Here is a 17,473-nt window from a genome sequence, read left to right on the forward strand (position 1 = left end):
CTTCAAAGCCGAAGGACTCCAGGCCTTCGCCGGATTCTCGAGAGACCCGGGCAATCTCACCAACAACGGTTATTCCACTTCAACCGGTTTTGGTGTACGTGTGGGCTGGATGGGTAAGCTCTCAGACAGCGTTACAATGGGCGCTGCCTACGCTACTAAGATGTCCATGAGCAAGTTTGACAAGTACAAGGGTCTGTTTGCTGAAGAGGGTGACTTCGACATGCCGTCAAACTACAACATCGGCATTGCATTTAAAGCTTTCCCGAAGACTACCATCGCCCTTGATTATCAGCGTATCAACTACACAGACGTGAAGTCTGTCTCAAACCCCAGCACTAATGGGAACCCTGGGATAGCCAATACTCTCGGTGGTTCAGGTGATCGTGGTTTCGGTTGGTCCGACATCGATGTGTTCAAAATCGGTATCCAGTATCAGTACAGCAGCATGCTGATGTTGCGGGCTGGCATTGATCATACCGATAATCCGATCCAGTCACGAGATGTAACCTTCAATATTCTTGCACCAGGTGTTGTGCAGGACCATCTGACGCTCGGATTTACCTACAATATGGACAAGAACTCCGAGCTCACGATGGCTTACATGCATGCCTTCAAGAACGATGTGTCGGGCACAAGCCTGTTCGATACGTTTCTTGGTGCAGGCGCCGCAGGCAACGAAAAAATTCAGATGGATCAAAACTCACTCGGTATAGCCTGGGGTAAGAAATGGTAAAGGTTAAAAGATAAATAAGCTGTCATTGAAGGGCTGGAAGCAATTCCAGCCCTTTTATTTTTTTTCAGGAGATATGTGTTATGCGGACCAAATTCCTTAACAAGTTCTTCCTCGCCATCATGGCGATTCTTTGGATGTCCAGCCAGGCCGCGGCGGAAACGCTCAGGCCTTTCATTCTGGGCGACACGCCTCCCGGGGATCTCAAGCAGGTGGCCGATGCGGTGAAATTGAAGGTGACCGCCGCGGGATTTGAGATCGTCGGCAGTTATTCACCTTTTGCCAACGCGGTCGTGATCTGCGTCACCAACAATGACCTGAAAACGACCGCGGCCAAGGTGTTCAACGGTGGATTCGGCGCCGCCCAGCGCATCTCGGTGACCGAGGTCAAGGGCAAAATCCAGGTGGCGTATGTGAACCCAGCCTATCTCGGCACGGCCTACGGCATGGGCAAGCTCGAGTCCGTTTCCAGCAAGCTCAAGACCGCGCTGGGTGCCGTGAAGGTATTCGGTTCGGAAAACGGCATTCCGGAGGAAAAACTGGGACCGGGCATGTACCGTTACGCCATGTTCATGCCGTATTTCAGGGATGTGGATGTCTTCAAGGAGCATCCTGACTATAAAACCGCGGTTGAAACGGTTGAAAAGAATCTGGCCGCCGGTGTTGGCGGCACCAAGAAGGTTTATCGTATCGATCTACCGGGCAAGCAGATCAGCGTTTTCGGTGTCGCGATCCCCAAGGGTGACGGTATCGACAAAGGCAACAAGGATACCGACAAGGAAATCATCGATATCGTCGATTTCAGCGATCTGAAACACACCGCTTACCTTCCTTATGAATTGATGGTGGATGGTGAACGTGTGATCGCCCTGCGCGCGCGTTATCGCATTGCCCTGAATTTCCCGGACACGTCAATGGCCGGTGAACACGGATTCACCAAGATCATGACAGCCCCGTGGGGGATCCAGTTGGCGCTGGAAGCCGTGGCCGGTTTCAAGCGCGAACAATAAGCGCCCGAGAAGATGCCGGGTAGCAACGCCGGTGTCCAGCAGGACAAACAGACACGCAAAACGTGTCTGTTTTTTTTAAGGGCTGCGCTGTCATGTTATTTGTATGGAAATCCGCGAAATCGCACCATGCTCAGAATGATCTAAACTAGACACAGACGGAATAGACAGACTCAACATGTCCGAAGCCACCAGTCCGAAAAACAGCCCAGCCGCCGCGCCTGCCGGTGATACCGCCGGTTCGATCGGCAGCACGACCGACCCGCTCAAGCTTCTGGGTCAGGTGCTGGCGCACGCCGTGCGGGTCAACGCCTCGGACATCCATTTGCGCACGCGCAATCATCCAATCCTGCGGGTGGACGGCAACCTGCGCACATTGCGCGAGATCCCGCCATTGCCGCCGGATTTCATGGAGCGGTTGTCGCGCACCATGATGTCGGCGCGACTGCTCTCGCAATTCGAGAAGTCCCATCAGGTGGACCTTTCCATCGGCTTCAAGGATATCGGCCGCGTGCGCGCCAACATCTTTTATCAGCGTGGGTCCATCGGCATGGTGCTGCGCGTCATCAGCACCAACATTCCCACACCCGAGGAATTGTTCCTGCCGGAAATCGTGACGGAATTGACAAAGCTCGAGCGCGGCCTAGTCTTGCTCACGGGGGCGACCGGCTCCGGCAAATCCACCACGCTGGCCTCGCTCATCAACGGTATTAACCTCGAACGCAGCGAACACATCATTACCATCGAGGACCCGGTCGAGTTCCTGTTCTCCGAGAAGCGTTCGATCATCACCCAGCGCGAGGTCGGCATAGACACCAATACGTTTGCCGACGCCATGCGCGCCGCCTTGCGCGAGGATCCGGACGTGATTCTCCTGGGTGAAATGCGCGACCCGGAAACCATCGAAACAGCGATGATCGCCGCGGAAACCGGCCACCTCGTGCTCTCCACGGTGCACTCACCGGGGGCGGCGGAGACCATCTCGCGCATCGTCACCAGTTTCCCGCCGGAGGCACAGGTCGGCATCCGCGCCAAGCTGGCGCAGAACCTGCGCGGCGTGGTCAGCCAGCGCTTGTTGCCGCGCAAGAGTGGCCAGGGCCGTATTGTGGCGTGCGAAGTCTTGACGGTCTCGGCATTGTCGCGCGAGTACATACTGGATCCGGTCAAGATCAAGGAACTTTCCGACCTTATCCGCAAAGGGACGGTGGCCGAGGGTATGCTGAGTTTCGATTCCTCTCTGCTCAATCTGGTCAAGCAGGGGCTCATTGACGAAGAAACCGCCCTGTTCTACGCGACCAGCCCCACGGACCTCAAGCTCAAACTGCAAGGATTCTGACGCGCGTTACCCTCATGGGTGGCGCGAGTATCTATCAAGCAGCCATTGTGTTGAAATGCGCCGGCCAATATATTTAAAATTAAATAAATAACTCGCCGGGAAACGGCTTTTGGGGTGGATGGGATAATTCGATGGCGGATCGAAGACTTCAGGTTTTTCATACCGTGGCGCGTTTGCTGAGCTTCACCAAGGCGGCCGAGACGCTGCACATGACGCAGCCCGCCGTGACCTTCCAGATACGGCAGCTCGAAGAGTATTTCAACACGCGGTTGTTCGATCGCACCCACAACCGCATCAGCCTCACCGCCGCGGGCGAGCGCGTATTCGAGTACGCCGAACGCATTGTCGCGCTTTATTCCGAGATGGATATCCGGGTCCGCGAGCTGACGGGCGATGTTAGCGGCATTCTCATCATCGGTGCCAGTACCACGATCGCGGAGTACATGCTCCCGAGCTTGCTCGGCACATTCAAGGAAAAACACCCGGGTATCAACATCCGGCTCAAGGTCTCGAATTCCGAAGGCATCGTTCACATGGTCGAGGAAAATTCCGTGGACGTGGGCATCGTCGAGTCGCCGATCGTGAACAAAAATCTGGTGGTTGAGGTCTGCTGGCACGACAAGCTCGTGTTCATCTGCCCGCCGCAGCATCCGCTGGCGAAGAAACCCAAGATCTCGGTCGCCGACATCCAGGGCCTGCCATTCGTGGCGCGCGAGGAGGGTTCCGGTACGCGTGAGTTCATCAATGAATATCTCGCGAAGAACAACATGCCGCCGCAGGACCTCAACGTCAATGTCGAGGTGGGCAACCCCGAAGCCGTCAAGAGCGCCGTCGAGGCGGGGCTGGGTGTGTCCATCGTCTCGCAAGCGACGGTGGTGAAGGAACTGAAGCTCGCCACGCTGGCGGCAATTCCGCTCGAGCCGCCACTCGAACGGCCGTTTTCCATCGTGTTCCAGCGCCAGAAATTCCGTCTGCGCGCCATGGACGAGTTCATGGATTTCGCGCATGAGCACTGCGAAAAGCGCGCCGCGCAGAAAAATAGCCATTCCTAGCGTATTTTGCTACTCGCCGTGCCGGACAATATTGAAAAACGCCTGGCCGAGATCGTTAACCGGCTCCCCGCCACTCAGGCCGCCGCGTTGCTGGAATTCGCCGAGTTTCTGCTGATCAGACATGGCAGTACCGGCGCGGAAGCAGTGCCGAACGTCACCACCGCCGAAATTCCCGCGCCACTCGATATCCCCCGCCCCGCCGAAGAGAGCGTCGTCAAGGCGGTCAAGCGTCTGCGCGCGACTTATCCAATGCTGGATGCCCGAAAATTGCTGAATGAAACCTCAGCAATCATGACCCAGCATGTGATACATGGGCGGGATAAAATTGAAGTGATTGAAGAGCTGGAGATTCTATTCCGCGCGCATTACGAGAAGTTGACCGGGAATAATAAAGATTAATCATTGACGTCGTCCCGCCCTTGGCTAAAGCATTCGAGGGCAGGCTTCAGCTATGTTTGTTGTCATGCCCGCGAAGGCGGGCATCCAGGTGTCATCCCCGCGAAGGCGGAGATCCAGGGTGTAAATGGTATCGCGCGCTTGGCGCGCGATCTCAAAGCCTAATTGTGGGTGGCTGACCCACGGCAGGTCGCTTTTCTTTGCTTGCCCAAAGAAAAGCGACCAAAAGAAAGGGCGCCCCGGAGCCGCCGACTTCCCCTTGCGCTTCTCGCCCGAGCGGGCGCTGCGCAACTCGCAAGGCGCAAACAACGCGCCTTTGCTCAAACAGGTGCTCGCTTAAATACTCCCGCTCGAGCTGCGATGCTCGGCGGCGGCTACGGGGTTTTGAAAACACCTCCGCGTGAAGGTCGGAGGTGGGTTGCTCCCCTCCCGTCGGAGCGAGCCGAGCACCGCGCAGTGTTTGCGCGGCGAAGCGACCGGGGGTCTTTTCTTCTGGTGACTCTTCTTTGGACAAGCAAAGAAGAGTCACCCGGGGTGCAGGGGCGGAGCCACCCGCAATTATGCGGTCGAATCGCGGCCGAAGGCCGCTCGATTGTTCATTTCCTGGATTCCTGCCTTCGCGGGAATGACGACAGCTAGAGAATCTCCGATGCGTAATCGGCCAAGCGTGAACGCTCGCCGCGTTGCAATGTGATGTGCCCGCTGTGCTCCCACTGCTTGAAGCGGTCCACGACGTAGGTCAGGCCCGAGGTCGTTTCCGTCAGATAGGGCGTGTCGATCTGGGCGATGTTGCCGAGGCAGACGATCTTGCTGCCGGGGCCGGCGCGGGTGACGAGGGTCTTGACCTGGTGCGGGCTCAGGTTTTGCGCTTCGTCGATGATGAGAAATTTCTTCAGGAACGTGCGGCCGCGCATGAAGTTCAGAGACTTGATGCGGATGCGGCTGCGCAGCAGATCGTGGGTGGCGGCGCGGCCCCAGGCGCCGTGCTCGTGGGTCGCGGTTTCCTGCAGCACGTCGAGATTGTCCTCGAGCGCGCCCATCCACGGACCCATCTTTTCCTCTTCGGTGCCGGGCAGGAAGCCGATGTCCTCGCCCACCGGCACGGTCATGCGCGTCATGATAATTTCCATGTAGCGCTTGGTCTCGAGCGTCTGCATCAGCGCCGCGGCCAGGGTGAGCAGCGTTTTGCCGGTGCCGGCCTGGCCGAGCAGGCTGACGAAATCCACTTCCGGGTCCATGAGCAGGTTCAGCGCGAAATTCTGCTCGCGGTTGCGCGCATGGATGCCCCAGACCTTGTTGCGCTCCGAGGCGTAGTCCTTCACGACCTCAATGATCGCCGAGTCATTCTCCATGCGCCGCACCACGGCCTCGAACGGGCGCTGCTCGTTGCTGTACAGGAACAGGTTGGGCAGCCAGGCGCGCGCCTTGGGTCCGCGCAGGCGGTAGAAGGTGCGGCCTTCCTCCTTCCATGATTCCATGTTCTTGCTGTGCGTTTCCCAGAAATCCGCGTCCAGTTTCTCCGCGCCGGTATACAGCAGGTTGGCGTCGTCCAACACCTGGTCGTTGGTGTAATCCTCCGCGAGGATGCCGAGTGCGCGCGCCTTGAGGCGCAGGTTGATGTCCTTGGTAACGAGGATAGTCTGCCGGTCGGGGTGGCTTTTGCTCAGATCGAGCGTGATGCCGAGCAGGGCGTTGTCCGAGCTGCGGCCGGAGAGTCCGAACGGCAGCGGACTGCGTGCCTCCTCCATGTGAAAATAGAGATGCCCGGTTTCGATGTCCTTGGTGACGGAAGGCAGCTTGATGCCGTGGCTGATGTCGCCGTTGGCTTTTTCAACGAGCTCGTCGAGCAGGCGGCTGACCTGACGCACGTTGCGCGCCACCTCCGACATGCCGACCTTGATGCTATCGAGTTCTTCCAGCACCACGATGGGAATGACTACATCGTGTTCCTGAAATCGCAGAATCGAGCTCGGATCATGGATGAGAACGTTGGTGTCGACGACGAAGATCTTTCGTTTGGCGGTCATTGACGCTTTGACGCGGGTTTCTGGAGTTTCCGGATTTCCTCGATGACTTCGTCCACGTGTCCCTTGACCTTCACGCCGCGGAATTCATGGCGCAACACGCCGTCCTGGTCGAGGATGAAGGTGCTGCGGTCCACGCCGAGGTATTTCCTTCCGTAGAGGCTCTTTTCACGGATGACGTCAAAGATCCGGCACAGCGCTTCGTCCTCGTCGGAAATGAGATCGAAGGGAAATTTGAACTTGGCCTTGAATTTTTCGTGCGACGCGAGGCTGTCGCGCGAGATCCCATACACCGCGGCCTTGAGTTTCTTGAACTCGCCGGCGCGGTCGCGGAAATCCTGTCCTTCCAAGGTGCAGCCGGGGGTGTCGTCCTTGGGATAGAAATACAGCACCGTGTATTTTCCCTTGAGATCATGCAGGCGGAAGGTCTTGTCCGCGGTGGCCTGCAGTTTCGTGTCGGGGACGATTTTTCCTACTACGGCTTTTTTCATGGAGGTTTCTGAAACTGGTGGCTGAATTGTAACGGGATGGCGCGCTGGATAACAGGGATTGCCGTCAGTCCGCCTCGCGCTCGACGGTGCAGCAATGCGGCGCGGACTCGCCTTCGCCGCGCAGCACCTCGCCGGTGATGGGATTGGGACGGAAGGTGGTGCAGCCCTTGAGGCCCATGTGATAGGCCTGTTGGTAGATTTCCTTGAAATCCTCGAAGCGGTAATCGCGCGGAACGTTGATGGTTTTGGAAATGGAATTATCCACGAATGGCTGCAGCACCGCCTGCATGGCGAGATGCGCCGCGGGGTTCAGCGCGCGGGTATCCACGAACGCGGACGACGGCTTCTCGGCGCCGTGCTGTTCGCACCACCGGTGCATTGCATAGTCGGTCAGCGGGTGCTCGGTGTAACGGCCGTCGAGTTCCAGCACGCGCCGGGTGAGGCTGAATTGGTACACCGGCTCGAGGCCGCTGGAAATATTGTTTGCCAGGAGACTGATCGTGCCGGTCGGCGCGATCGCGGTCAGGTGGCTGTTGCGCAGCCCATGGCGCGCGATGTCATCCTGTATGTCGTGCGGAAGATCTTGTATGAATTTTCCCTGCAGATAACTCTCGCGCTCGAAGTACGGGAACGCGCCTTTTTCCCTGGCCAGGGCGATCGAGCTGCGGTAGGCCGTGTGGCAGATCGCCTGCATGACATTGGCCGCGAGCTTGCGCGCCGGTTCCTCGTCGTAACGCAAACCGAGCATGATGAGCGTGTCCGCCAGGCCCGTGAATCCCAGGCCGATGCGCCGCGTGCCGCGCGCCTGCGCGGCTTGCTTTTCCAGCGGAAACTGCGAGGCATCGATGACGTTGTCCATCATGCGCGTGGCGATGGCGGCGGTATTCCGGATGCCGTCCAAGTCCAGTCGTGCATTGTTGCTGAAGGGCTCGTGAACGAATGTAGTCAGGTTGATGGAACCGAGATCGCAGGCGCCGTAGGGCGGCAGCGGAATTTCGCCACAGGGGTTGCTGGAGCTGATGTGCTCGCGGTACCAGAGATTGTTGAACTGGTTAATGCGGTCGATGAACAGCACGCCCGGCTCGGCGTATTCGTAGGTGGCGCGCATGAGCCGGTCCCACAGGGCGCGGGCGCGCACCCGCCGGTATACGCGGCAGCGCACCGGCGCGGATTGGCCCGACCAGGGCCGCATCACGGTTTCGACTCCCGCGGTAGCGCCATCCTCGGCGGGAAAGATGAGCGCCCAGTCGTCGTCCCGGCGCACGGCGTCCATGAAGGCGTCCGTGACCAGCACCGAGAGATTGAAATGCCGCAGCACGCGGCTATCGCGCTTGGCGTCGATGAAGGCCTCGATGTCGGGATGGTCGCAGCGCAACGTCGCCATCATCGCGCCGCGGCGCGCGCCGGTGGAAAGCAGCGTGGCGCACATGGCGTCCCAGATCTGCATGAACGACACCGGCCCCGAGGCGACGGTGCCGACGCTTTTCGCCTGCGCGCCCTGGGGCCGCAGCGTGGAGAAGTCGTAACCCACGCCGCCGCCCTGCTGCATGGTGAGCGCGCCCTCTTTCAGGCCGTCGAAGATGCCGTCCATCGAATCGTCGATGGTGCCCATGACGAAGCAGTTGAAAAGCGTCACGCGCCGGCCGGTGCCGGCGCCGGCCTGGATGCGTCCGCCGGGGAGGAATCTGAAATCGCGCAGGGCTTCGTAAAAACGCTGTTCCCACTGGGACCAGCTATCCTTTTCCACGCCCGCCAGCGCGCGCGCGATGCGCCGCCAGCTGTCGTCGATGGTTTCGTCATGCACGATATCGCCGTCGCGGAAGCGGTATTTGCTGTCCCAGATATGCCGGGAAATCTCGGTGATGAAAGGGTCGTGGGTCATGGCGGGTAGCGGATTTTATCCCATTATCCCTTGATGCAGACGAGCGGCTCCAGCCGCGCCACCTTGCGCGCGAGGCCGGCGGCATCGGCGGCGTCCACGACGGCGGACACGTCTTTGTACGCGCCCGGCGCTTCCTCGGCCACGCCACGACCGGATGGACTGCGAATCAGGATCCCGCGCGCGGCTAGCTCGTCTATGACCTGACGCCCCTTCCAGGTCTTGTACGCCTGGTGCCGGCTCATGGCCCGTCCGGCGCCATGGCAGGCGGAGCTGAATGACAGCGCTGCGCCTTCCCTGGCTCCGGCAAGGATATAGGAGCCGGTGCCCATCGAGCCGCCGATCAGCACCGGCTGGCCCACGCTGCGCAGCATCGCAGGTATGTCCGGATGACCCGGACCGAAGGCGCGCGTTGCGCCCTTGCGGTGCACGTAGAGTTTGCGCGGCTTACCGTCCACGACATGCTCTTCGACCTTGCAGGTGTTGTGCGAGACATCGTAAAGCAGCGGCAGGCGCGCCTTGGGCAGCACCATGGCGAAGGCATCGCGCACGAGATGGGTAAGGATCTGACGGTTGGCGAGCGCGCAGTTGATCGCGGCGCGCATCGCGCCGAGATAATCCTCGCCCAGCGGGGAGTTGATCGGCGCACAGGCGAGTTCGCGGTCGGGGAGCATGATGCCGTAGCCCGAGGCGGCGATCACCATTTCCTTCAGGAATTCGGTGCCGATCTGATGCCCGAGGCCGCGCGAACCGCAGTGAATGCTGACGACGACGTCGTTTTCGCGAATGCCAAAAACATTCGCCGCGTTCGTGTCGAAGACTTTCACGACCTTCTGCACCTCGAGATAATGATTCCCGCTGCCGAGCGTGCCCATCTCGTCACGCTGGCGTTTCTTCGCGTGCTCGGACACGCAGTCCGGGCGCGCGCCGCGCATCTGGCCGTGCTCCTCGATGTGTTCGAGATCCGCCGCGCTCCCGTAACCGCGTTTCACGGCCCAGGCCGCGCCGCCCGAAAGCATCGCATCCATCTCGGACTGATTAAGACGGATGGCGCCGGTGCTCCCGAGGCCGGCGGGGATTTCCCTGTATAAGGTATCGGCCAGCGATTTCTGAACCGCGATGACATCCTCGGTGTTCAGCCCGGTGTGCAGGCAGCGCACGCCACAGGAGATGTCGAAGCCCACGCCGCCGGCCGACACCACGCCGCCTTCCTCCGGATCGAAGGCGGCCACGCCGCCGATGGGAAAGCCATAGCCCCAGTGCGCGTCGGGCATGGCGTAGGAGGCCTTGACGATGCCGGGCAGGGCGGCGACGTTGCACACCTGCTCGTATACCTTGTGGTCCATCGCGCGAATCAGCGTTTCGTCCGCGTAGATCACCGCTGGCACGCGCATGGCGCCGTGGGGGGCGATCTCCCATTCGTAGTCGGTGTGGCGGCTGAAGAGTGATATATCCATTGCGGCTATTGCCTCATTCCCGCGAAAACCATGTTTTCTGTCATGCCCGCGAAGGCGGGCATCCAGGCTTTGAATGTTATCGCGCGCCTTGCGCGCGATCTCAAAATCTAATTGCGGGTGGCTCCGCCCCTGCACCCTGGGTCGCTTTTCTTTGCTTGCCCAAAGAAAAGCGACGAAAAGAAAGGTCACCCCTGGCCTGCGCCCGCCAACACCGCGGGTCCCCTCGCGCCGCGTTCGCCTCAGGGGGTGCGCCGACGCGACCTCCCTGTCGCGGCGGCGCACGCGCAAGCTTCCTGCTTGCGCCCCTGCGGGCCTGCGCTTCGGCTTCACGCGTCGCTCGGCTTGACCAAGGGGGTCTTGAAAACACCTCTACGTATCGGCCTAAGGAGGGTTGCTACCACCCCCGTCGGAGCGAGCCGAGCACCGAGCCAGGCCGGGAGTCGTCGCGAGACTCCTGATCGAGCCCGAGGCGCGTTGTTCAGCGCCCGGCGAGTTAGGCTCGCGGCCCGGCCGCCGCGAGACGCGCAGGGCGCCGCCCGGTGTTTGGGCGGCGAAGCGACCGGGGCGCATTCTCTTTGGTGACTTTCTCTTGTGCGCACAAGAGAAAGTCACCTGCTGTGGGTCAGCCACCCACAAGTAGCTTTTTATCATCGCCGAAGGCGATTCGAAAGAAGATGAGTGCAGGGGTGGAGCCATCCGCAAGTAGCCGTTCTATCGTGCGCGGAGCGCACACAATTATCTAATTCATACATCCACCACACACTGCGCGATCCATTCGCCATTGCTCTCGCGCGCGACCCGCAACGCAGTATATGTAGCCCCCTTGATCTCGACCGCCAGTTGATGCTTATCGTTATCCATCGGTTCGCCCCAAGCGTGCGCCGTGAGCACATGATCCTTAATATGAACCTCGAAACGGCTGAATAGCCATTTGCGCGTGGCCATTTCGTAAATGAGCGCATTGAGCCAGTCCACCAGCAGTAGTTCATCGTCCGGCGCCCGGCAGGTAATCTCCACCCGGTCGGCGGCGGCGACTTTCGCGGGGTCCGTGATGACGGCGGTCATCGCCAGTGCCGCCCGTTCGAAGGCTTGCTCGAGGGAGCCGCCGATGCCGCGCACGCCCATGTCGGCTTCATGCGGAAAATGTTCCCACCGCCCGTTGCTCATGCTTGGGATGAGGCTTGGGAATGATGAAGTTTGACTACGCGACGAAATTGGCGAGACGCACCGGTAGTCGCCGCGCGCCCCACGTGCCCGGCTTGGACTCGAACACCCCGGCGCAGGCGGTGCCGCAGGCCATGCATTTGCCGTCTTTATCGAGATTCCAGGCGGTGAGGTTGTACCAATCGCGCCCGATGATTTTGGCGCCGCAGTGGTGGCAATAGGTCGAATCGCCCGCTTCGTTGTGCACGTTGCCGGTATAGGCATAGCGCACGCCGTTTTTCATCGCAATCCGGCGCGCGTTGATGAGCGTGGCCGGTGGTGTCGGAGGGATATCGCGCATCTTCCAGTCCGGGTGAAACGCGGTGAAGTGCATCGGCACGTCGGACCCGAGATTCTCCGCCACCCATTGCGTCATTTCCTCGATCTCCTTCTCCGAGTCATTGAGGCCGGGAATGAGCAGGGTGGTGATCTCGAACCATACCTTGGTTTCATGCTTGAGGTACTTGAGCGTGTCGAGCACGGGCTGCAGATGCGAGCCGGTCACCTTCCAGTAGAAATCCTCGGTGAAGGCCTTGAGGTCGACGTTGGCCGCGTCCATGTATTGGTAAAACTCGCGCCGCGGTTCGTCGCACATGTATCCTGCCGTGACTGCGACGGATTTAATGCCGAGTTCGCGGCAGGCCTTGGCAACGTCGATCGCGTATTCCATGAAGATGACCGGATCGTTGTAGGTGTAGGCTACGCTGCGGCAATCGAGATCCTTGGCCGCCTTGGCGATGGTTTCGGGTGAAGCCCGATCCATCAGCGTGTCGAGCTCGCGCGACTTGCTGATGTCCCAGTTCTGGCAGAACTTGCAGGCCAGGTTGCAGCCGGCGGTACCGAAGGAAAGGACCGGGGTGCCGGGCAGGAAATGATTGAGCGGTTTTTTCTCGATCGGATCCACGCAATAGCCGCTGGAGCGGCCATAGGTGGTGAGCACGATGTGGTCATCGTGGTTGCCGCGCACGAAACACAGGCCACGCTGGTCTTCGTGCAGTTTGCAATAACGCGGGCATACGTCGCACTGCACGCGCCCGTCGTCGAGCTTATGCCAGTAGCGGGTCGGGACCACCGACGCTGAATCGAGGATTTTCGTTTCCATGGATAGTTAATGCGGCTTGGGGAGTGCCGAATCAATATATTCATACTACGCCTGCGCAGTTTTACTTGAAAATAGCGTCGGGCGGGCACATTGTAGTAACAGGTTTCCTGCAGGAATTGCCATGACGAGCGTACGAAACCCGGCGGTGGCCGGCCTGTTTTACCCCGACAATCCGCGTGAATTGCACACGCTGGTGTCAGGTTATCTCGCGGCGGTACCCACGAGCGGTGCTGTGCCCAAGGCCATTATCGCGCCACATGCAGGCTATATCTATTCTGGCCCCATCGCGGCCTCGGCCTATGCGCGCATCAAGCCGGCGCGCGGCCGCATCACGCGCGTGGTGCTGCTCGGCCCCGGGCATTGCGTCGGCTTTCACGGACTCGCGCTTTCCAGCGCGGATTGCTTCCAGACCCCGCTGGGGCAAGTTACGGTGGACCAGGAGGCGGTCAAAAAAATCTCCCATCTCCCACAGGTGCATGTGATGGACGCCGCCCACGCGCAGGAACACAGCCTCGAGGTGCATCTGCCGTTCCTCCAGGAAGTATTGGGTGAGTTCAGTCTGGTGCCGCTGGTGGTGGGCGACGCCGGGCCCGAGGAAGTCGGCGAGGTGCTCGATCTCCTCTGGGGCGGGGCGGAAACCCTGATCGTCGTCAGCTCGGACCTGAGCCACTATCACGACTATAAAACCGCGCAGAAACTGGATCGCGCGACCTCGCAGGCGATAGAACAACTGCGGCCGGATGACATCGATTACGATCATGCCTGCGGGCGCAACCCCGTGAACGGCCTGTTGCACGTGGCGCGCCGGCTCGGTCTCAAGGCGAAGACCATTGATCTGCGCAATTCCGGCGATACCGCCGGTTTGCATGACCGGGTGGTGGGCTATGGCGCCTATATCTTTGAATAACACATCTCCAACTCTCACGCCCCAGCACAAACAGCAGCTTCTGCAATTGGCGGGGGATTCGATCAAGAAGGGCCTGTGTGGCGAGACATTCGCCATTCAGACGACTGACTATGCAGAACCGCTGCGTGTCTTGCGTGCCACGTTTGTCACCTTGCAGGTCGATGAAAAGCTACGCGGCTGCATCGGCACGATCGAGGCACGCCGGACGCTGGTCGAAGACGTGGTGAGCAACGCCTACGGCGCGGCGTTCCGTGACACGCGTTTCCCGACGCTGACCTGGCCGGAATACGAACGCCTCGATATCCACATCTCCATATTAAATCCGCCAGAGCCGGTGCAGTTTTCTTCCGAAGAGGACTTGCTGGTGCAGTTGCGTCCGCAGGTGGATGGGCTGATCATCGAGGAAGGCTTCTATCGGGGCACGTTTCTACCCTCGGTGTGGGAACAGTTGCCCGAGCCGCGTGAATTCCTGCGCCACCTCAAGAACAAGGCCGGCCTGCCTCCGGACTACTGGTCAAGCCGCATACGTGTGCAGCGTTACACCACTGAATCCATCCCTTAACGCGTAACTGCTTTATTACGGATATTAACCGTCTGGCAGGATTTATGTTCGCTGTCTTCGAAATTGTCTTCCTCGCATGTGCTCAGACTGATTCCAAGTTGCCGCGCCACGCCTTCGCCAAATGAACGGCTAGCGTGAAGTGCAAAAAGGACTGGCGCCTCATTGTTCATTGCTTTCGTCGCCGATAGAAATATCTGCATGATAAGCAGGCTACTACGGGTATTTGCTGGTATTTTGACAGGCGTCAAAGACCGTGTTGTCTGAATGTCAATAAATTACACGTATAAAAGGCGTCAGTGGAAAGAGGAGGTGTGTCATGCCTACAGCGCTCAAACCCGTGGTATCACAATGGTACCGGCATCGGGACAAGGGCCAGCATTTTTATGTGACTGCATTGGATGAGGCGGATGGCACGGTTGAAACCCAGCATTTCGACGGCGATCTCGAAGAGATGGATTTCGAAGACTGGCGTCAGCTTAGTATCGAAGCCATAGAGCCACCGGAGGACTGGACGGGGCCGGTGGATGACGTCGAGCGCGACGATCTCGGCTACTCGGAAACGGACATGACGTCGGAAGATTGGGCCCAACCTTTGGCGGAACAGGGAATTCCGATCGCGGAAGAGGAGGGCGAAGAAAGCAGCGAAGAATGAAAAAAGCCAGCGGCCGCGAGCTTGTTTCGAAACGGTCGAGGTCACGGTGCCGGGCCATTCGTCTTTTTCCCGCCGCGTGGGAAAAATTCCGCGTAATAAAATAAAGTACAACCGATCGACACCGACCCTGGCGCGGGAGATGACCGCATGAATGAGATGAATTCGAAATACCCACTCGTCGAAGCCGTGCGCGACGCCTGCCTGAAGGCGGCACACGAAGCCTACGAAAACGCCGGTATCAGCGGTCTGTGCGAGGAAGGGCGGTGGGAATGCGCGGTCGCGGCCATTCGCTCGCTTGATCTGCAAGCCATTATCGACGCGATGCCGGATGGTCCCGGGAGTAACTGAATTTGTAGGTTGGGCTGAGCAAGGCGAAACCCAACAAATCGTTGGTTGTTGCCGGGGTACAAGAAAATCGCTTGTACCCGTTCAGCGGCACGAATGTCCACCGGACATTCGTGACCACCCCGCTTCACCAGCGTTGCGCGCCTAACCCAACCTACATCTAATAGCCTCTATTTTTTCTCTGTGCCCTCTGTGGCGCAATAATCTTACGGAATCTCCACCGCCCGCAGTTTCTCCGCCGCCGCTTCCGGCGCCACGGTGTTGACGAACAGTCCCGAGCCGAGCTCGAAGCCGGACGGGATGCTGGTGCGCGGGGTGATCTCGATGTGCCAGTGATAACTCGCCGCGCAATCTTCGAAATCCGCGTCGTGGGGGAGCGAATGCAGGAAGTAATTGTACTGCGCGCCGCCGAGCACGGTGTCGAGCCGCGCCATGGTGCGGCGCATCACGCGCGCGAGGTCGTCCAGGTCCTCTTTCGCGATGTGCAGGAAATCGCTCTGGTGCTGGAGCGGTAGGATATGCACCTCCCACTCGTAACGGCTGGCGAACGGTTTGATCGCGATGAACTTGCCCACGCGCTCGATCACGTACTGGCCGACGTTGATCTTGCGCCGGATTTCGCCCGATTCGCGGTCGTAGATGGTCGCCTCGAAGGTCAGCGCCTCGTCAATCAGCGAGCAGAAGATACAGTGATGATTCTTGTGATGGAACGCGCGGCTGTTGGTGACCTCCGCCTGCACGTTGTCGGGAATGACCGGCATGGCGATCACCTGGCTGTGGGTATGCGCAATCGAGGCGCCGGCGGCCGGGCCGAAGTTCTTGAACACCAGCACGTAACGCAGGCGTGAATTGGAACGATAAAGCTGCTCCATGCGGTCGCGGTAAACGGAGAACAACAGCGCCAGATGCGGCTCGCTCATTTCATGAATCGCGATGCCATGCCGGTCATGGTCGATCATCACCTCGTGCCGGCCGTAACCGTCGATGGTCTGCTGCAGGCCAAAGCTGAGGCTAGGATTCGAGCGGTCGTCACCCAGCACCGGGTAAAGATTCTCGACGATGCGGATTTCCCAGTTCTTCTCGGCGGGGTAGGCGGCAATCACGGGCGGTGTCATGTGCTCGTTGCCGGTGCAGAACGGACAGGTATCGACGTGGGCGCGGGTGTCGCGCGGCGCGGGCTCCTCGGCTTTTTTCGGGCGCATGCTGCGCGCGGTCGCCACCAGCACCGATTCGCTTGGCACGATGGGATTGATGCGGATTTCGCGGACGACTTTCTCAAGGGGCGTTGTCATGGGCCGGCAGCTTAAAACAGGGCGAGTAGCGGCGCCATAAAAATGCGCTGATTTGCCTATAATTGCTAGCTCCCGCGCGTGGCGACGCAACCTTGTCATCGGCAGGGGGCGCAAGTACCATGCGCCTTTCCGCGAAACATTTTCAGGTCTGTATCTTATGTTCCAAGGCAGCATGGTGGCCCTGGTCACGCCCATGAACGAGGACGGGTCGCTCGACCGGCCGGCCTTGCGTCGCCTGGTGGATTTCCATATCGAGAACGGCACCGACGCCATCGTCGCGGTCGGCACCACCGGCGAGTCGCCGACGCTCGACCTGGGCGAGCATTGCGAGGTGATCCGTCTCACGGTGGAATACGCCAAGGGAAGGGTGCCGGTGATCGCCGGCACGGGCGCGAATTCCACCACGGAGGCGATTGAACTCACGCGCTGCGCCGAGCACGCCAGGGCGGATGCCTGCCTGCTGGTGACGCCTTACTACAACAAGCCGACCCAGGAAGGACTGTACCTGCATCACAGGGCGATTGCCGAGGCCGTGCCGATCCCGCAGATACTATATAATGTGCCCGGACGCACCGCCTGTGACATGCTGCCTGAAACCGTCGAACGTCTCGCCGACATACCTAATATAGTTGGCATCAAGGAAGCGACCGGCAACCTGGACCGCGCGCGCGACATCCTGCGCCGCTGCGGGAAGAAGCTGGATCTTTATTCGGGCGATGACGCCACGGCGCTCGATTGCATGCTGCTCGGCGCCAAGGGCGACATTTCGGTCACGGCCAATGTCGCTCCCAGGTTGATGCACGAGATGTGCATGCTCGCGCGCGCCGGCAAGGAAAAGGAGGCGCGCGCCATCAACGACCGCCTCATGGGCCTGCACAAGCAGCTTTTCGTCGAGGCCAATCCAATTCCGGTGAAGTGGGCACTAAACGAGATGGGGCTGATCAAAGGGGGTATCCGCCTGCCGCTGACGCCGCTGTCGTCGAAGCATCACGAGACCGTGCGGTCGGCCATGCGCGCGGCGGGCGTTATTACCTGATC

General features: G+C 59.8%; 18 protein-coding genes. 10 read left to right on the forward strand and 8 right to left on the reverse strand.

Going from position 1 to position 17,473, the window contains the following annotated elements; all coding sequences use genetic code 11:
• The 5 genes from ACC569_RS05710 to ACC569_RS05730 all read left to right on the forward strand — a co-directional run.
• A partial coding sequence (locus tag ACC569_RS05710) for an OmpP1/FadL family transporter (protein WP_372522532.1) occupies nt 1-733 on the forward strand: 733 nt, incomplete at its 5' end.
• 80 nt (nt 734-813) lie between these two features.
• The gene (locus ACC569_RS05715) at nt 814-1,740 is read left to right on the forward strand and encodes a hypothetical protein (RefSeq protein WP_372522533.1); all 927 of its coding nucleotides are present in this window, start codon (nt 814-816) and stop codon (nt 1,738-1,740) included.
• A 175-nt stretch (nt 1,741-1,915) separates the two neighbouring features.
• A complete protein-coding gene (locus ACC569_RS05720; RefSeq protein WP_372522534.1) occupies nt 1,916-3,073 on the forward strand; it encodes a type IV pilus twitching motility protein PilT in 1,158 nt (385 codons plus the stop codon).
• A 131-nt stretch (nt 3,074-3,204) separates the two neighbouring features.
• Nucleotides 3,205-4,125: a selenium metabolism-associated LysR family transcriptional regulator gene (locus ACC569_RS05725; RefSeq protein ID WP_372522535.1), complete on the forward strand. Its 921-nt coding sequence runs from the start codon at nt 3,205-3,207 to the stop codon at nt 4,123-4,125.
• Nucleotides 4,126-4,143: 18 nt separating this feature from the next.
• The gene (locus tag ACC569_RS05730; RefSeq protein WP_372522536.1) at nt 4,144-4,524 is read left to right on the forward strand and encodes a Crp/Fnr family transcriptional regulator; all 381 of its coding nucleotides are present in this window, start codon (nt 4,144-4,146) and stop codon (nt 4,522-4,524) included.
• A gap of 24 nt (nt 4,525-4,548) precedes the next feature.
• Here ACC569_RS05730 and ACC569_RS05735 read toward each other — a convergent pair whose 3' ends face one another.
• From ACC569_RS05735 to amrS, 7 genes are all read right to left on the reverse strand, one after another.
• On the reverse strand, nt 4,549-4,845 hold the full coding sequence (locus ACC569_RS05735) for a hypothetical protein (protein ID WP_372522537.1): 297 nt from the start codon (nt 4,843-4,845) through the stop codon (nt 4,549-4,551).
• 311 nt (nt 4,846-5,156) lie between these two features.
• On the reverse strand, nt 5,157-6,548 hold the full coding sequence (locus ACC569_RS05740) for a PhoH family protein (protein WP_372522538.1): 1,392 nt from the start codon (nt 6,546-6,548) through the stop codon (nt 5,157-5,159).
• Nucleotides 6,545-7,036, reverse strand: a complete 492-nt coding sequence (locus tag ACC569_RS05745) for a peroxiredoxin (protein WP_372522539.1) — start codon at nt 7,034-7,036, stop codon at nt 6,545-6,547. The genes ACC569_RS05740 and ACC569_RS05745 overlap by 4 nt, the downstream gene beginning before the upstream one ends.
• Nucleotides 7,037-7,100: 64 nt before the next feature.
• A complete protein-coding gene (locus tag ACC569_RS05750; protein WP_372522540.1) occupies nt 7,101-8,918 on the reverse strand; it encodes an adenosylcobalamin-dependent ribonucleoside-diphosphate reductase in 1,818 nt (605 codons plus the stop codon).
• 23 nt (nt 8,919-8,941) lie between these two features.
• Nucleotides 8,942-10,372: an RtcB family protein gene (locus tag ACC569_RS05755; RefSeq protein ID WP_372522541.1), complete on the reverse strand. Its 1,431-nt coding sequence runs from the start codon at nt 10,370-10,372 to the stop codon at nt 8,942-8,944.
• Nucleotides 10,373-11,116: 744 nt separating this feature from the next.
• Nucleotides 11,117-11,539 carry an archease gene (locus ACC569_RS05760; RefSeq protein ID WP_372522542.1) on the reverse strand — a complete coding sequence of 141 codons (423 nt, stop codon included), beginning with the start codon at nt 11,537-11,539 and terminating at the stop codon, nt 11,117-11,119.
• A 34-nt stretch (nt 11,540-11,573) separates the two neighbouring features.
• Nucleotides 11,574-12,677 carry an AmmeMemoRadiSam system radical SAM enzyme gene (gene amrS / locus ACC569_RS05765; RefSeq protein ID WP_372522543.1) on the reverse strand — a complete coding sequence of 368 codons (1,104 nt, stop codon included), beginning with the start codon at nt 12,675-12,677 and terminating at the stop codon, nt 11,574-11,576.
• A 121-nt stretch (nt 12,678-12,798) separates the two neighbouring features.
• Between amrS and amrB the strand changes: the two genes are divergently transcribed.
• The 4 genes from amrB to ACC569_RS05785 all read left to right on the forward strand — a co-directional run bounded on the left by amrB (nt 12,799) and on the right by ACC569_RS05785 (nt 15,146).
• A complete protein-coding gene (gene amrB, locus ACC569_RS05770) occupies nt 12,799-13,584 on the forward strand; it encodes an AmmeMemoRadiSam system protein B (RefSeq protein ID WP_372522544.1) in 786 nt (261 codons plus the stop codon).
• Entirely contained in the window at nt 13,577-14,146 is a 570-nt protein-coding gene (gene amrA / locus ACC569_RS05775) for an AmmeMemoRadiSam system protein A (protein WP_372522545.1), read from the forward strand. The genes amrB and amrA overlap by 8 nt, the downstream gene beginning before the upstream one ends.
• 316 nt (nt 14,147-14,462) lie before the next feature.
• Nucleotides 14,463-14,798 (forward strand): DUF6763 family protein, encoded by a 336-nt coding sequence (locus ACC569_RS05780; protein ID WP_372522546.1) that lies wholly within the window; start codon nt 14,463-14,465, stop codon nt 14,796-14,798.
• 147 nt (nt 14,799-14,945) lie between these two features.
• Nucleotides 14,946-15,146 carry an acetyltransferase gene (locus tag ACC569_RS05785; RefSeq protein WP_372522547.1) on the forward strand — a complete coding sequence of 67 codons (201 nt, stop codon included), beginning with the start codon at nt 14,946-14,948 and terminating at the stop codon, nt 15,144-15,146.
• Between the two features lie 203 nt (nt 15,147-15,349).
• Here ACC569_RS05785 and ACC569_RS05790 read toward each other — a convergent pair whose 3' ends face one another.
• Nucleotides 15,350-16,435, reverse strand: a complete 1,086-nt coding sequence (locus tag ACC569_RS05790) for a DUF4931 domain-containing protein (RefSeq protein ID WP_372522548.1) — start codon at nt 16,433-16,435, stop codon at nt 15,350-15,352.
• Nucleotides 16,436-16,592: 157 nt separating this feature from the next.
• On the opposite strand from ACC569_RS05790, the gene dapA reads away from it, so the two are divergent.
• Nucleotides 16,593-17,471 carry a 4-hydroxy-tetrahydrodipicolinate synthase gene (gene dapA / locus ACC569_RS05795; protein ID WP_372522549.1) on the forward strand — a complete coding sequence of 293 codons (879 nt, stop codon included), beginning with the start codon at nt 16,593-16,595 and terminating at the stop codon, nt 17,469-17,471.
• Nucleotides 17,472-17,473 lie beyond the last annotated feature (2 nt).

It is taken from the genome of Sulfuricaulis sp. (assembly GCF_041499725.1).
Classification (GTDB): Bacteria; Pseudomonadota; Gammaproteobacteria; order Acidiferrobacterales; family Sulfurifustaceae; genus Sulfuricaulis.

Excerpts from the sequence above, each read along its gene's own strand:
- ACC569_RS05715 (WP_372522533.1), top strand. The coding sequence starts at position 814 with ATGCGGACCAAATTCCTTAACAAGTTCTTCCTCGCCATCATGGCGATT.
- ACC569_RS05720 (WP_372522534.1), top strand. The coding sequence starts at position 1,916 with ATGTCCGAAGCCACCAGTCCGAAAAACAGCCCAGCCGCCGCGCCTGCC.
- ACC569_RS05725 (WP_372522535.1), top strand. The coding sequence starts at position 3,205 with ATGGCGGATCGAAGACTTCAGGTTTTTCATACCGTGGCGCGTTTGCTG.
- ACC569_RS05740 (WP_372522538.1), bottom strand. The coding sequence starts at position 6,548 with ATGACCGCCAAACGAAAGATCTTCGTCGTCGACACCAACGTTCTCATC.
- ACC569_RS05745 (WP_372522539.1), bottom strand. The coding sequence starts at position 7,036 with ATGAAAAAAGCCGTAGTAGGAAAAATCGTCCCCGACACGAAACTGCAG.
- ACC569_RS05750 (WP_372522540.1), bottom strand. The coding sequence starts at position 8,918 with ATGACCCACGACCCTTTCATCACCGAGATTTCCCGGCATATCTGGGAC.
- ACC569_RS05755 (WP_372522541.1), bottom strand. The coding sequence starts at position 10,372 with ATGGATATATCACTCTTCAGCCGCCACACCGACTACGAATGGGAGATC.
- ACC569_RS05760 (WP_372522542.1), bottom strand. The coding sequence starts at position 11,539 with ATGAGCAACGGGCGGTGGGAACATTTTCCGCATGAAGCCGACATGGGC.
- amrS (WP_372522543.1), bottom strand. The coding sequence starts at position 12,677 with ATGGAAACGAAAATCCTCGATTCAGCGTCGGTGGTCCCGACCCGCTAC.
- amrB (WP_372522544.1), top strand. The coding sequence starts at position 12,799 with ATGACGAGCGTACGAAACCCGGCGGTGGCCGGCCTGTTTTACCCCGAC.
- ACC569_RS05780 (WP_372522546.1), top strand. The coding sequence starts at position 14,463 with ATGCCTACAGCGCTCAAACCCGTGGTATCACAATGGTACCGGCATCGG.
- ACC569_RS05785 (WP_372522547.1), top strand. The coding sequence starts at position 14,946 with ATGAATGAGATGAATTCGAAATACCCACTCGTCGAAGCCGTGCGCGAC.
- ACC569_RS05790 (WP_372522548.1), bottom strand. The coding sequence starts at position 16,435 with ATGACAACGCCCCTTGAGAAAGTCGTCCGCGAAATCCGCATCAATCCC.
- dapA (WP_372522549.1), top strand. The coding sequence starts at position 16,593 with ATGTTCCAAGGCAGCATGGTGGCCCTGGTCACGCCCATGAACGAGGAC.